This is a genomic window from Microbulbifer sp. SE14 (genome assembly GCF_059834885.1).
This window is the reverse complement of sequence record NZ_JCBAJA010000009.1, coordinates 141,794-155,828: the sequence shown is the minus strand read 5'-3', so window position 1 is coordinate 155,828 and position 14,035 is coordinate 141,794. Positions and strand designations below refer to the sequence as shown.

Sequence of the window (14,035 nt, the reverse complement as noted above, 5' to 3'; positions counted from 1 at the left end):
ATGCCGGGGACCCTCCGGGAAATGTTTGCCGATGAGGCTTTTTCCCGGACGGTCACCGGCAGCAGGGCCGCCGAGGCCTCTCTAACCGGCAACGGGAGAGGCCAGTAGTTACTCATAAGGCAAAAAAAACGGACCCAAAATGCCAACCATCACCATCGACGGCGAACAATACCAGGTAGACGGAGAGCAGAACCTCCTCAGCATCTGCCTCTCCCTGGGTATCAACCTGCCCTACTTCTGCTGGCACCCGGCCATGGGCTCGGTCGGCGCCTGCCGCCAGTGCGCGGTGATCGAATACAAAGACGCCGAGGATCAGCGCGGCCGGCTGGTGATGAGCTGCATGACCCAGGTCAGGGAGGGCGGCATCTACAGCGTCGATGCCGAAAACGCGCGGGAATTCCGCGGCAGCATCATCGAAGCCCTGATGACCAATCACCCCCACGACTGCCCCGTGTGCGAAGAGGGCGGCGAGTGCCACCTGCAGGATATGACCGAGATGACCGGTCACGTCGACCGGCGTTACCGCGGCAGCAAGCGCACCCACCGCAACCAGTACCTGGGCCCCTTTATCAACCACGAGATGAACCGCTGCATCGCCTGCTATCGCTGCACCCGCTTCTACCGCGATTACGCCGGCGGCAGCGACCTGCAGCCGCTGGGTCGAAACAACCAGGTCTATTTCGGCCGCCAGCAGGACGGCATGCTGGAAAGCGGCTTCAGCGGCAACCTGGTGGAGGTCTGCCCCACCGGCGTATTCACCGACAAGACCTTCAGCAAGCACTTCGTGCGCAAATGGGACCTGCAGTCGGCGCCCTCCATCTGCGAGCACTGCGCCGTGGGCTGCAATACCTCTCCGGGCGCGCGCGAGCCCGGCAACGGCCAGGAGCCGGTGCTGCGCCGGGTGGTCAATCTCTACAACCGGGATATCAACGGCTACTTCCTCTGCGACCGCGGCCGCTTCGGCTACGACTATGTCAACAGCGATGCGCGCATCAAAAAGGTCTTGGTCGCGCGCCGGGATGAGATGATCGGCTCCACCGCGGAAGCCCACGATAGGGTACATCGGGAAATGCCTCCGCAGGAGGCGGTAGAGTATTTTGCCCGGCGCCTCACCGAAGCACAGAATGGCCAACGCCACCTGATCGGCATCGGTTCACCCCGCACTTCGCTGGAAAACAACTTTGCCCTGCGACAGTTGGTGGGGGAGGACAACTTTTATTCCGGCCTCTCCGATCGGGATCTGCAACTGCTGCACTTGGTGGACAGGGTGCAGAGGGATGAGCGCATCCACAGCCCCACCACACCGGAAATCGAGAGCGCCGACGCGATTCTGATTCTCGGCGAGGATATCGACAACACGGCACCGCGCATTTCCCTGGCCGTGCGCCAGGCGGCGCGCAACCGGCAGAAACAGCAGGCACAAAAGCTGAAGATCCCCCTGTGGCAGGACGCATCGGTGCGCCAGCTGCGCGGTGAGCACAGCCCGGTGTTCTTCGCCGGCACGGAGATGCCGGGGCTCGCTGATATATGCAGCGCAACTTTATTCGACACACCCGGGCAGATTGCGCTTTTTGCCGAGGCAGTAGCGCAGCTGATCGGCGGCGACAGTTCAGCGGCCATGAATCTGCCCAATGAGCGGCGGGAGTTGGCGACGCGCGCGGCGGATGCCCTGGCGGCAGCGGAAAAACCGCTGATTGTCTCCGGCTGCGGCAGCAGGCTGGGGGAGATCATCAAGAGCGCGGGGAAAATCGCCGCTGCCCTCGCCGACAGGTCCTCATCCCCGGGCTCCCTCTACCTGGCCTGCCCGGAGGTAAACAGCCTCGGCCTGGCACAGTTCTTCGATTCCGGACAGGGAGACCTGGAACGGCTGGCGCGGGAACTGAACGAAGGCGACAAAAATCCGCTCACTCTGGTGATCCTTGAAAACGACCTCTATCGCCGCGCCACGCGCAAAGTGATCGAGCGGATTCTCTCCTGTGCCGACGAAGTCATTCTGCTGGACAGCCTGCTGAACAACACCGCCAGACGCGCCGACCTGATATTGCCCGCAGCGGCGACGTCGGAGTCCCAGGGCACCTACATCAACAGCAACGGTGTGGCGCAGCGGTTTTACGCCGTCTACGAGGGCGTTGGCTTTATTCAGGAGAGCTGGCGCTGGCTGGTGGACGCCGCCGGCTACTGCGAGCACCAATCCCCGGAGCTGACAACGATCGCCGCCTGGCGGCACAGCATAGACCTGAGCGAGGCCCTCGCCGCTGAGTTTCCCCAGTTTGAGGTACTGGAAAAGATCGGCCCCGACGAGGACTACCGCATCGACGGCCTCAAGGTGGCGCGGCAGACCCACCGCTACAGCGGGCGCACCGCCGTGCACGCCAGGGCCGAGGTGGCCGAATTTCCCCCGCCCCCGGATCCCGACGCGCCCATGGCCTTCAGCATGGAAGGTATCCAGAGCCCCGGCATCACGCCGCTGTCCGCCAATATCTGGTCGCCGGGCTGGAACTCCAACCAGTCCATCTTCAAGTTCCAGCAGGGCATCGGCGGTGCCCGCAAAGGCGCCGACGGCGGTATCGAGATCCGGCGGCCGTCGCAGCCGATACCGGACTGGACCAATTTGCCGGGAGAGCCTGAGCAGGAGGGCGAGGCACTGACCACAGTGCCCCTATACCGGATGTTCGGCTCCGACGAGCTGAGCGCAGCAGCCGCCGCCATCGCCAGCGCAACCGAAAAACCCTTTGCGCTGATCAGCCGTGGCGATGCCGAGCGGCTCGGCATTCGGGAATCGGAGCAATGGCAGCTGCAGGCGGATTCCGAGTCCCTCGCCCTCGAGATCCGCATCAGCGACGCCCAGCCCCGCGGCATCCTGGGCGTGCCCTTTGGCCTGCCGGGGCTGGAAGCCCTGGCCCCCCTGCTGCCAGGCCGCGCCCAACTGAAACCCCAGCCCGTCACCGAAAGCGGAGAAAACCCATGACAACAACGGTCTGGACCACACTGCTGAATATCTTCGGTGTACTGACGGCGGCGGTGCTGCTGGCCGCACTGCTGACCTGGGGGGAGAGACGCCTGCTGGGCTTCTGGCAGGACAGGCCGGGACCCAACCGGGTCGGTCCCTTCGGCCTGCTGCAGGTGGTCGCGGATATGATCAAGCTGTTCTTCAAGGAGGATTTCGTCCCGCGTTTTGCCGATATCCCGGTATTCATACTCGCCCCCACGGTAGTCATGGCCACCATGCTGCTCGGCTTCGTCGTCATCCCGGTATCGCCGGCCATCGGCGTGATCGACCTGAATATCGGCCTGCTGTTTATCCTCGCCATGTCGTCCATGGCGGTCTACAGCGTGATCCTCGGCGGCTACGCCTCCAATAACAAATACGCCCTGCTCGGCGGCCTGCGCGCAGCGGCGCAGACGGTTTCCTACGAAGTATTTATGGGCATCAGCCTGATGGGCGTGGTGATGCTGGCGGGCAGCTTCAACCTGCGCGAGATAGTGCTGGCCCAGCAGGGCGGCTGGTACATACTCCCCCAGTTTGTTGGCTTCCTGGTGTTCTTTATCGCCGGCATCGCCGAGAGCCACCGCCTGCCCTTCGACCTGCCCGAGGCGGAACACGAACTCACCGCCGGCTTTCACACCGAGTACTCGGGCATGAAGTTCGGTATGTTCTTCGTCGGCGAATACCTGTCGGTGATCCTGATTTCCGCGCTGATCACCACCCTGTTTCTCGGCGGCTGGCTGGGACCCTGGCTGCCGCCGGTGGTCTGGTTCTCCCTGAAGACCGGCTTTCTGGTGATGCTGTTTGTCCTGCTGCGCGCCGCCATACCGAGACCCCGCTACGACCAGCTGATGCAGTTCGGCTGGAAGGCGATGCTGCCGCTTTCGCTAGTGAATCTGCTGGCAACCGCCGGGGTGCTGCTGTGGGTCGGATAAGAAAACGGAAAAGAGCCGGAGAAGTCAGATGATCGCGAGTCAACTGCGCAGTATGTGGCTGGTATTCAGGCACCTGTTCCGCCGCAACGCCACTGTGCAATACCCGGAGCAGAAACCCTACCTGGCCCCCCGCTACCGCGGCCGCATAGTGCTGACCCGCGACCCGGACGGCGAGGAGCGCTGCGTGGCCTGCAATCTCTGCGCCGTCGCCTGCCCGCCGGATTGCATCTCCCTGCAGAAAACCGAGGACGAGGACGGCCGCTGGCGACCGGACTATTTTCGCATCAATTTCTCCCGCTGCATCATGTGTGGCCTCTGCGAAGACGCCTGCCCCACCTATGCGATACAGCTGACACCGGATTTCGAAATGTGCGAGTACGACCGGCAGAACATGGTGTACGAGAAAGAGGACCTGCTGATCAGAGGACCCGGGAAGTATCACGATTACAGTTTTTACAATGTGGCGGGCAAGGCGATTGCCGGGAAGGACAAGGGCGAGGCGCAGAATGAGGCCGAGCCGGTCAACGTGAAAAGCCTGAATTTATAAAGAACACAGAACTTCGGGATTACCCATGAACAAGATAAGAAAGCTCCCCTCTCCCGCTGGTCCCCTCCCCCGGCCCCTCTCCCATAAATGGGAGAGGGGAGTTTTCCTTTCAGGTCGAGGAGTAAATCGATGAGCGCAATGGTTTTCTATCTAACCGCAGCGGTCGCCATAGCCTCCACGGCCATGGTCATTTTCAGCCGCAACGCCGTCCACGCCCTGCTCTACCTGATCGTCTCCCTGCTCGCGGTCGCGGTGATCTTCTACCAGTACGGTGCCCCCTTCGCCGCGGCGCTGGAGGTGATCGTCTACGCCGGTGCAATCATGGTACTGATGATTTTCGTGATCATGATGCTCAACCAGGGCGATGCGGCGGTGGAACAGGAGAAGGAGTGGCTGCAGCCACGAGGCTGGTTTGGGCCGGCGCTGTTGAGCACCGTGTTGCTGGCACAACTGGTTCTGCTGCTGTTCAGCGGAACCGGCGAATCCGCACAGCAGTCACACTATGTCGGCCCCAAGGAAGTCGGTGTCGCCCTGTTCAGCCACTACATACTGGCAGTTGAGCTGGCCTCGATGCTGCTGCTGGCCGGTCTCGTCGGCGCCTTCCATCTGGCGCGACAGAAAAACCCGGAGACAAAAAATGCCGATTGAATCCATACCCGGACTGCACTCGGGTCTGGCACTTGCCGCCATATTGTTCTGCCTCGGCCTCGCCGGGCTGATGGTGCGGCGTAATATTATTTTTATGCTGATGTGTGTGGAGATCTGCACCAACGCGGCGGCGCTGGCTTTTGTCGTCGCCGGCGCCCACTGGGGCAGTGCGGACGGGCAGGTGATGTTTGTCTTCGTCATCACCCTGGCTGCAGCGGAAGTGGCCATCGCCCTGGCCCTGGTGCTGCAGTTCTACCGCCGCCGGCACACGGTGGATATCGACCAACTGAACGCACTGAGAGGTTGAAATGCAGGAATCTTTCACCTGGATCCTGGCCTGGATTCCGCTGCTGCCACTGCTCGGTTTTCTGATCCTTGTCTCGGTGCCACTGTTCAGCCGGCGCGAATTGCCCGAAGGTGCAACAGCGATTGTCGGCGTCGGCAGCGTCGGCCTGGCCGCATCGCTGGTGACAACCCTCGCATTTGCGATATTCCGCAACGATCCGTCCGCGGTCATGCAGGTCTCCCTGTCGCAGTGGCTGGACGTCGACGGCCTGCAACTGGGCTTCGATTTCTATGTGGACTGGCTGACAATGGTGATGCTGCTGGTAATCACCGGTGTCGGCTTCCTGATCCACCTTTATTCCGCCGGCTATATGCGCGGGGATGACGGCTACCGGCGCTATTTCGCCTACCTGAACCTGTTCGTCTGCGCCATGTTGATACTGGTGCTGGCGGACAACCTGGTGCTGCTCTACCTGGGCTGGGAGGGCGTGGGCCTGTGCAGCTACCTGCTGATCGGCTTCTGGTACCGGGACCCGGCCAACGGCGCCGCAGCCCGCAAGGCGTTTATCGTCACCCGCGTGGGCGACACCGCCATGGCCATAGGTCTGTTCCTGCTGTTCAGCCAGTTCGCGACGCTGAATGTCCGCGAGCTTGCCACGGCTGCCGGTTCCGCTCCAATCAATGATTTCACCATTACCCTGGCGGCCCTGTTGCTGCTCGGCGGCGCGGTGGGCAAGTCTGCGCAGCTGCCGCTGCAGACTTGGCTGCCGGACGCCATGGCCGGCCCGACACCGGTCAGCGCCCTGATCCATGCGGCCACCATGGTCACCGCCGGCGTCTACCTGATAGCGCGCATGCACCCGCTGTTTGCCGCCTCGGAAACGGCGATGAGCGCCGTCGCCATCGTCGGCGCCCTGACGCTGCTGCTGGCCGGCTGCAGCGCGCTGGTGCAGAGCGATATCAAGCGGGTGCTGGCCTACTCCACCATCAGCCAGATCGGCTATATGTTCCTGGCCCTCGGCGTGGGCGCCTGGGCCGGGGGCATCTTCCACCTGATGACCCACGCCTTCTTCAAGGCGCTGCTGTTCCTTTCCGCCGGTTCGGTGATACTCAGCCTGCACCACGAGCAGAACATTTTTGCCATGGGCGGCCTGCGCAAGAAGATTCCCTTCACCTTCATCTGTTTCGCCGTCGGCTGCGCTTGCCTGGCGGCGCTGCCGTTGACCTCCGGTTTCTACAGCAAGGACCAGATACTGCTCAGGGCCTGGGAATTCCACCACGGCTTCAACGGCATCTGGCTGGCGGGACTGCTGGGCGCACTGGTGACCGGTATCTACAGCTTCCGCCTGCTGTTCCTGGTGTTCTTCGGCCGCGAGGGTTCGGCGTCTGCCCACTGCGAGGACGCCAACAATCGCGTCATGATCCTACCGCTACTGGTACTGGCGGTGCTGGCCCTGCTGGGTGGCTTGCTGGTGCCGCCTCTGCAATCGGTATTCGGACAGGTTGAGCCGGATCACCCGCCGGTCTGGGTCGAGGGCGTTGCCATTGCGATGCCGATCGTCGGCCTGGCCATCGCCTGCAGTTTTTTCCTGCAAGAACGCCGTCCCACAGGCCAGCCCTCGGCCCTTCATAAATTGTGGTTCGGCGGCTGGGGCTTCGACTGGCTGTACGATCGACTGCTGGTGAAACCCCTCCTGTTCCTCGCCCGGGTCAACCGCGACGATATCGTCGACAGCCTCTACAGGGGAACCGCCTATATCAGCCGGCAACTGAACGGTCTGCTCAGCACGACCCAGAACGGGCAGGTGCGCTGGTATATGGCGTCATTCGTGTGCGGCTCCATTCTCTTCCTCGCGCTTCTGGTGACCTTATGACACTAGTGACAATTATCGCGATTCTCTTTCTCGGGGGGATACTGGCCTGGCTGGCCGAGCGATTATTCAACAGCGGCAGCCGCTGGATCTCCCTGATCAGCCTGCTGCTGGCCACGGCGCTACTCGCAAGCTACTGGCCAAAATTTACAGATGCCGCCCCAGGCGGCATCTGGTGGGACAGCCTGCAGCTCAACTGGATCCCCCGCTTCGGTATCAGTTTCTTCCTAGCCGTGGACGGCCTCGGTTTCCTGATGCTGGCGCTGACGCTGCTGATGGGACTTTTCGGCCTGGTCGTAACCTGGCGGGACATCCGATTCCGTCGCGGCTTCTTCTATTTCAACTATCTGTGGACCCTGGCCGGCGTGGTGGGCGTCTTCACGGCAATGGATCTGTTCCTATTCTTCTTTTTCTGGGAGGTGATGCTGATCCCCATGCTGTTCCTGATCGCCGTCTGGGGCTACGAGGAGCGCATCTACGCATCGATCAAGTTCTTTATCTTCACCCAGGCCAGCAGCCTGCTGATGCTGATGGCCATAGTCGCCCTCGTCTACCTGCACTACAACGCCAGCGGCCAGCTGACCTTCAACTACCGCGAGCTGCTGGCAGCGGAGCTGTCGCCCACCGCCGCCTACTGGCTGATGCTCGGTTTCTTCATCGCCTTCGCGGTAAAGCTGCCGGCCCTGCCGCTGCACACCTGGCTGCCGGACGCCCACACCCAGGCGCCGACGGCGGGCAGCATCCTGCTCGCGGCGATACTGCTGAAAACCGGCGCCTACGGCCTGCTGCGCTTTACCCTGCCGCTCTTTCCTGAAGCCTCTGTGGCCTTTGCGCCGGTGGCCATGTCTATCGGCGCGGTCAGCGTTATCTACGGCGCCGTGCTCGCCTTCGCGCAGCAGGATATGAAGCGGCTGGTAGCCTACTCCAGCGTCAGCCATATGGGCTTCGTACTGCTGGGGTTCTACGCACTCAACACCATCGCGATCCAGGGCGCGGTAATGCAGATGATCGCACACGGACTCAGTACCGCGGCTCTCTTCGCCCTGGTCGGCGCCCTGCAGCACCGGCTGCACACCCGCGACATGGCGCAAATGGGCGGCCTCTGGTCCAGCCTGCCGAAGCTGTCCGCCATCGCATTGTTCTTTGCCGTGGCCTCCCTCGGCCTGCCGGGCCTGGGCAACTTTATCGCCGAATTCCTGGTACTGGTCGGCAGCTTCGGCGCCAACCGCTGGATCACCGTAGTCGCCGCCATCGGCCTGGTGGGCGCGGCCCTCTATGCCTTGTGGATGATACAGCGGGTATTCTTCGGCGGACTGCACACCCCAAAATCCGAGGGCGGTGAAGCAGTAATCGACCTGAATTTTCGCGAGACGCTGGCGCTGCTGTCCCTGGCCGCGGGGCTGGTATTTCTCGGTCTGCGCCCGCAGCCGGTATTCGATATCGCCGCACCCTCCATCACCCATTCCACGATGCAGTTGGAGAAAGCCCGCACCGCCGGAACCGCAGATAAACCCGAAACCGCATTGCAGACCGCCGCAGGCCCCGGTTGGCCCGATGCCGATCGCAGCGAAGGAGAATCGCCATGAGTACACAGGAAGTCCACGCCATCCTGCCGCTGTTGGTCTTGAGCGGTGGCATAGTCCTCCTGTTACTGCAGGTGTCCTTCCGGCGCGGGCACGGGGCCGCGGCGATCACGACGCTGGCAACCCTGGTCGCCGCGATTTACGCCTGCTTTCAGGTGGCCGCGACACTGTCTCGGGGAGTCGGTTCCATCAAAGCAACAAGTCTGCTACTGGTGGATCAGACGGCGCTGTTTTTCTGCCTGCTGCTGTTGCTGGCGGCAGTCGCCGTCGCGGTGCTGGGATTCAGTTATCTGCAGCAACGCTGCGGCAACGGCAGTTATCCAGAGGAGTTCTACATACTGTTACTACTGGTAATGCTGGGCGCCACCACGCTGGTCTGTGCCAACCATTTCGCCAGTTTCTTCCTGGCCCTGGAATTGATGAGCCTGGCGCTCTACCCGCTGCTCGGCTTCGCGGTGAGCGGCGACCTGTCTCCGCAGCGGGACCAGCTGCACTCGCTGGAATCCGGCATCAAGTACCTGCTGCTCTCCGCCCTGTCCACGGCACTTGGTCTGTTCGGCATAGCGCTGATATACGGTGCCAGTGGCGCACTGGACTTCGGCGGCATAGCGGTGGCGCTGACACAGCTGCAAGAGGGCCCCTCTCTGCTGCTGGCGGGACTGACACTGCTGCTGATCGCCGTGGCCTTCAAGCTCTCGCTGGTGCCCTTCCATATCTGGACGCCGGACGTCTACCAGGGCGCCCCGACTCCGGTTACCGCCCTGATTGCTACCGTCGGCAAGGGCGCCGTGGTGGCGTTGCTGCTGCGCATTTTCTCGCAACTGGACCTGTTCGCGATACCGACGCTGACCAGCCTGCTCGCCATCACCGCCGTGGCCAGCATGCTGGTGGGCAATCTACTGGCGCTGATGCAGAACAACATCAAGCGGCTGTTGGCCTACTCCTCCATCGCCCATATCGGCTACCTGATCGTCGCCTTCCTGATCGGCAACAGCGCCTTTGGCAGCGAGGCGGTGATCTACTACCTGGTGGCCTATGTGATCACCACCCTGGGCGCCTTCGCCGTGGTCGGCCTGATCGCCGACACTACCCTGGCCGGGGCCGGGGCACCCCACCCGATCAACGATACCACCTGTGATCCCTTCCAGCGGGAATTCTACCGCGGCCTGCTGTGGCGCTCGCCCTGGCTGGCCTGCTGCCTGGCGGCGATGCTCCTCTCACTGGCGGGCATTCCGCTAACTATCGGCTTTATCGGCAAATTCTATATCTTTGCCGCCGGCGTCCAGGGCCAGCTGTGGCTGCTGCTGGCGGCGGTCGTGCTCGGCAGCGCCCTGGGCCTCTACTACTATCTGCGCCTGCTGTTGATCATGGTGCAGCGGGACCCGCAGCCGGCGGCGGCCACCTCGGAAGGTGTGCAGATAGCCGCCTCCGGCCAGTTGCTGCTCTTTTCCCTGACAGCGGCGCTGTTGCTGTTTGGAGTCTTTCCGCAGATCTTGATCGATTGGATAAATGCACTATAAGAATACATATGGATCGATGATCGACGAGACACGCATTATGTTTTGCCGCCATCACATAACTACACAAAAATACCGAAAGGCAATTCTATGAAAACCTTCAAGCAGGCGTACGAAGTCCTCAAGGATGCGGAAAAATTCCACCTGGAAATGGCGGATCTATACGAACAGCTTTTGGAAAAATCCGAAGACAAGAGAACACAGTTGCTCCTGAAACATATGCTGGAGCACGAGCAGCGTATGGCGAGGAATCTCGCCAACTACGGCGAAGTGGCCAAGCACAAGGTGATGCAGACCTGGCTGCAGTATACCCACGAGGAGTCCGCCGAGGATTTTATCAAGAGCCTGGAGCTGAGCGACCCACCCTCCATCACCGAAATCAACAATATGGGCCGCGAAGTGGACCGCTATTTCTCCGACCTGTACCAGGCGGTTTACGGCGCAATAGAATCCGCAGAAGTGAAGGAGGTCTTCGAGGACCTTAAGCAGATCCAGGACAAGGAACGGATTACCCTCTCCATGGCCACCAATTCGCTTTGGGATATGTAAAAAAGCGAGCCTCAAATGAGACTCGCCTTGTGACTGCTGCACTGCGGGACAGCAGTGCCCCGCTGAGCGCTTTTCAGAATTCCAAAACAAGACGTTGTTTTAGAATTCGTACCCGGCTTTCAGATAGTAGAAACCACCGCCAATGCCATACGGCGATGTCTCATAGTAAATCCCGCCCAAATCATTGTCAGGGACTCCTACGATTGAACCATCAATCTCGCCACCCATTTCATCAAACAGATTAGCGGCGCCTGCAGTCAGCACGATGCTGTCCGATGCGGCGTAGGTAAGTTCAAAATCTACCGTGAACTCAGAACCTAATTCCTCACCGAACCAGTCGGCGTGTACGCCCACATACTCGCCGTAAAAATTGGTACGAACAAAGGCGCTCACCTTGTCCCAGTTCTGGGATACGGTGAAGGAGGCCCGATGTTCTGGCAGACCGCGCTCCAGGCGTACCGCTTTACAGATCTCACCCTGGTTGTTTACGAAACTGCCGCCACAGGTGATGTCTCCGCCGATAACTTCGGTCTGGGTCCAGTTATAGGCCAGGCTGAAGTCGGTGCCACCACCGAACAATTCCGTACCGTAGGTTGCCACCACGTCTAGCCCGGTAGTTTCGGTATCGAAGTCGTTGGCAAAGTAGTTGACCTGACCAATCAATTCCGGGTTGGGAACGCCTGCAGTCGCCATGGCAGAGCGCTGGGCTGCGGTAGGCGTGGCGTTATCGGTCAGGGCGATTCGGTCGGTTACTTCGATGAAATAGGCATCGGCAGTCACTTCCAGATCGCCAACAGACATTACCAGACCCGTGGCAAAGTTAACGGACTCTTCTGGCTGCAGCTCGGCCTCACCCAGCTTGGGCGCCGGCAGTGTTTGCGCCTGGGTCAGCTGACCGCCAACGATCGAGGTCTGGGTATTGACGACGGACGCCTGGCCCATGGTCGGAGCCCGGAAGCCGGTGCTGTGTGAAGCGCGCCAGGCGAGGTTATCGGTAATCTGCCAGTTAGCCACCAACTTGTAATTGGCGGTATCGCCGAAGGTGTCGAAATCTTCGTAGCGCAGCGCGCCGCCCAGCATAAAGTTATCCGTCAGCTGGTTTTCCAGATCCATATAGAGGGCGTAATTTCTGCGCTCGGCGGTGCCGGCGGAATCAATGGAGAATCCGGCAAAACCGTGTGAACCAATATTGAAGCCCTGGTCGGCCAGCGGCCCTACCTGCCAGGACATGCCCTCGCCGGCGATGATCTGGAACGACTCCTCACGCCACTCAGTGCCCATGGCAAGGCTCAGGTTATCCATTTGCTTCTGCAGGTCGAAGTTAAAGGTCTTCTCCAGCTGAATGTAGGAACCTGTATCGAAATCGCGCTTGCTGTCGGGTCCGAAGGATGGGTTGATGGTGTTGTTCAGACCAAACACTGCCTCGTTGCGGCCCACAGAACCGCTCAGGTCATAGTTCCAGCCCTGCATGAAACCATCGGTGAACTCGCCGCGGCGACCAGCAGTAAAGGAGGTGTCGGTAATGTCGCCCACGAAACGCGGGGTATAACCGCCGGGAATCATCTTGTTGAAGACAAAGCAGTTGTCGTCTGCCGTCAGCCCGGAATCCACCATGTCAGAGCCATCGGCCAAAGGCGCGGTGCGGTAGGCATCACAGCTGGCGGCATTGCCATCCAGTGCACCAACCAGGCGGTTGCCATCACCGTCGGTATAAACGCCTGAACGATTATTGGGGTTGCGGTAATAGAACCCGCCGTCGACATGGCGGTTGGAGTAGTTTCCGAAGGCATAGATCTCGGAGCCATCCTTCAGGTCAATGCCGAAGTTGGCAAACAATGTCAGGTCATCGTCAACAATCGGCAGCCCCCAAATCTGTGCCGGGTCTGCTACCGCGGTGTTGCCTGCGTCGACAAGCGCCTGGGCATCGGCGCGTTGCACTGAACGAGAGGTGTCGTCGGCATTTTTCATCTGGAAGCTCAGATTCAGGAAACCCGAGTCTGTCATTGCCATGCCGTAATTGCCCGCGATGGTGGTGGTCTGGCCGTCACCTTCGAAATACTCGCCAGTTTTCAGCTCGAGCGAACCACCTTCGGCATCGTCTTTCAGAACAAAGTTCATCACGCCGGCAATGGCATCGGAGCCGTACTGGGCGGCGGCGCCATCGCGCAGCACTTCCACCTGCTTCAGAGCAATGCTGGGAATAACGGAAATATCAGGACCCTGGGCACCATCGTTAAGGCCACCGCCCTGGAAGGCAATCACAGAGGCGCGATGACGGCGCTTGCCGTTGAGCAGGATCAGGGTTGAGTCAGAAGACAAGCCACGCATGTTAACGGGGCGAATCATGGATGCAGCGTCACTGATGGGTTGGTCGTGCACATTAAAGGAAGGTACGGAACTCTTCAGCATGTCCAACATGTCACTGCTGCCGGATTTCGCCAGTTCCTCGGCACTAATGACGTCTACGGGAACCGGAGATTCACCCACGGAGCGCGGCTTGGTTCTCGAGCCTACGGTCACTACTTCTTCAATCACCAAATTGTCACCAGTGGACTGCGCCAGAACCGGCGCGGCCAAGGCGCCGGTCAGAGCGATCAACGAGACCGACGAAACTCCGATCTGTGTGTTTTTTTTCATTGAGAATACCCTTGCAATTTTTCGTTGTTATGCGCACGTATTGCGCGTGCGTGTTGGAAGCTTCCCACAGCAAAAATGCAAAAACCGTGACACATTCGCGCAGGCGCAAATGCAAAATGGTTCTTTTAAGAAATCGTGCGAATTGACCACGGAACTAATCAAGATCAGCGCACTTTAACCGCTTTTTATTGTTTTTGGTCTTTTGGAGGTATTGTGCTTAATGTGACAAGACTGCGCGCGACCAGCGATCAATCTGCGTAAATTTCATCCTCTGGTGACACCAAGCAAAAACTGTTTGCGCACAGGATCCGGATAATGACGTGACAACGGATCGCACGGAGGCAGCTTTGCGATTGGCTGTGAACCCAGCCCCTCTTCGAGTCACCATTCGTAACACTGGCGCAAAAACAGTGCACAACCGCTACTCACTGCCAATTTCCATGCGCAAATTGGCGGAGGTTTCACTGCCTGTTACAC

The 14,035-nt window shown here is 60.3% G+C and carries 10 protein-coding genes; 9 read left to right on the top strand and 1 reads right to left on the bottom strand.

Annotation, left to right across the window (positions count from 1 at the left end; all coding sequences use genetic code 11):
* Positions 1-139 precede the first annotated feature (139 nt).
* The 9 genes from nuoG (at position 140) to AC6R19_RS08925 (ending at position 10,921) form a co-directional block, all read left to right on the top strand.
* Positions 140-2,968: an NADH-quinone oxidoreductase subunit NuoG gene (gene nuoG / locus AC6R19_RS08965; RefSeq protein WP_500579459.1), complete on the top strand. Its 2,829-nt coding sequence runs from the start codon at positions 140-142 to the stop codon at positions 2,966-2,968.
* The gene (gene nuoH, locus AC6R19_RS08960) at positions 2,965-3,921 is read left to right on the top strand and encodes an NADH-quinone oxidoreductase subunit NuoH (RefSeq protein WP_500579458.1); all 957 of its coding nucleotides are present in this window, start codon (positions 2,965-2,967) and stop codon (positions 3,919-3,921) included. Before nuoG ends, nuoH begins: the two co-directional genes overlap by 4 nt.
* Positions 3,922-3,949: 28 nt before the next feature.
* Positions 3,950-4,468 carry an NADH-quinone oxidoreductase subunit NuoI gene (nuoI, locus tag AC6R19_RS08955; RefSeq protein ID WP_500579457.1) on the top strand — a complete coding sequence of 173 codons (519 nt, stop codon included), beginning with the start codon at positions 3,950-3,952 and terminating at the stop codon, positions 4,466-4,468.
* A 129-nt stretch (positions 4,469-4,597) separates the two neighbouring features.
* The gene (nuoJ, locus tag AC6R19_RS08950; RefSeq protein ID WP_500579456.1) at positions 4,598-5,116 is read left to right on the top strand and encodes an NADH-quinone oxidoreductase subunit J; all 519 of its coding nucleotides are present in this window, start codon (positions 4,598-4,600) and stop codon (positions 5,114-5,116) included.
* Positions 5,106-5,423 (top strand): NADH-quinone oxidoreductase subunit NuoK, encoded by a 318-nt coding sequence (gene nuoK, locus AC6R19_RS08945; RefSeq protein WP_500579455.1) that lies wholly within the window; start codon positions 5,106-5,108, stop codon positions 5,421-5,423. The genes nuoJ and nuoK overlap by 11 nt, the downstream gene beginning before the upstream one ends.
* A 1-nt stretch (position 5,424) precedes the next feature.
* Complete coding sequence (gene nuoL, locus AC6R19_RS08940) at positions 5,425-7,275, top strand: NADH-quinone oxidoreductase subunit L (RefSeq protein WP_500579454.1); 1,851 nt, start codon at positions 5,425-5,427, stop codon at positions 7,273-7,275.
* Positions 7,272-8,858 (top strand): NADH-quinone oxidoreductase subunit M, encoded by a 1,587-nt coding sequence (gene nuoM, locus AC6R19_RS08935; RefSeq protein ID WP_500579453.1) that lies wholly within the window; start codon positions 7,272-7,274, stop codon positions 8,856-8,858. The genes nuoL and nuoM overlap by 4 nt, the downstream gene beginning before the upstream one ends.
* On the top strand, positions 8,855-10,375 hold the full coding sequence (locus tag AC6R19_RS08930) for an NADH-quinone oxidoreductase subunit N (RefSeq protein WP_500579452.1): 1,521 nt from the start codon (positions 8,855-8,857) through the stop codon (positions 10,373-10,375). The genes nuoM and AC6R19_RS08930 overlap by 4 nt, the downstream gene beginning before the upstream one ends.
* An 87-nt stretch (positions 10,376-10,462) precedes the next feature.
* A complete protein-coding gene (locus tag AC6R19_RS08925) occupies positions 10,463-10,921 on the top strand; it encodes a hypothetical protein (RefSeq protein WP_500579451.1) in 459 nt (152 codons plus the stop codon).
* Positions 10,922-11,020: 99 nt separating this feature from the next.
* Here AC6R19_RS08925 and AC6R19_RS08920 read toward each other — a convergent pair whose 3' ends face one another.
* Complete coding sequence (locus tag AC6R19_RS08920) at positions 11,021-13,558, bottom strand: TonB-dependent receptor plug domain-containing protein (protein WP_500579450.1); 2,538 nt, start codon at positions 13,556-13,558, stop codon at positions 11,021-11,023.
* Between the last annotated feature and the right edge of the window lie 477 nt (positions 13,559-14,035).

What these genes read in the sequence shown, in the direction of transcription:
- AC6R19_RS08925 (WP_500579451.1), top strand. Translation starts at nt 10,463, where the DNA reads ATGAAAACCTTCAAGCAGGCGTACGAAGTCCTCAAGGATGCGGAAAAA.
- nuoL (WP_500579454.1), top strand. Translation starts at nt 5,425, where the DNA reads ATGCAGGAATCTTTCACCTGGATCCTGGCCTGGATTCCGCTGCTGCCA.
- nuoH (WP_500579458.1), top strand. Translation starts at nt 2,965, where the DNA reads ATGACAACAACGGTCTGGACCACACTGCTGAATATCTTCGGTGTACTG.
- nuoG (WP_500579459.1), top strand. Translation starts at nt 140, where the DNA reads ATGCCAACCATCACCATCGACGGCGAACAATACCAGGTAGACGGAGAG.
- nuoJ (WP_500579456.1), top strand. Translation starts at nt 4,598, where the DNA reads ATGAGCGCAATGGTTTTCTATCTAACCGCAGCGGTCGCCATAGCCTCC.
- nuoI (WP_500579457.1), top strand. Translation starts at nt 3,950, where the DNA reads ATGATCGCGAGTCAACTGCGCAGTATGTGGCTGGTATTCAGGCACCTG.
- nuoK (WP_500579455.1), top strand. Translation starts at nt 5,106, where the DNA reads ATGCCGATTGAATCCATACCCGGACTGCACTCGGGTCTGGCACTTGCC.
- AC6R19_RS08930 (WP_500579452.1), top strand. Translation starts at nt 8,855, where the DNA reads ATGAGTACACAGGAAGTCCACGCCATCCTGCCGCTGTTGGTCTTGAGC.
- AC6R19_RS08920 (WP_500579450.1), bottom strand. Translation starts at nt 13,558, where the DNA reads ATGAAAAAAAACACACAGATCGGAGTTTCGTCGGTCTCGTTGATCGCT.
- nuoM (WP_500579453.1), top strand. Translation starts at nt 7,272, where the DNA reads ATGACACTAGTGACAATTATCGCGATTCTCTTTCTCGGGGGGATACTG.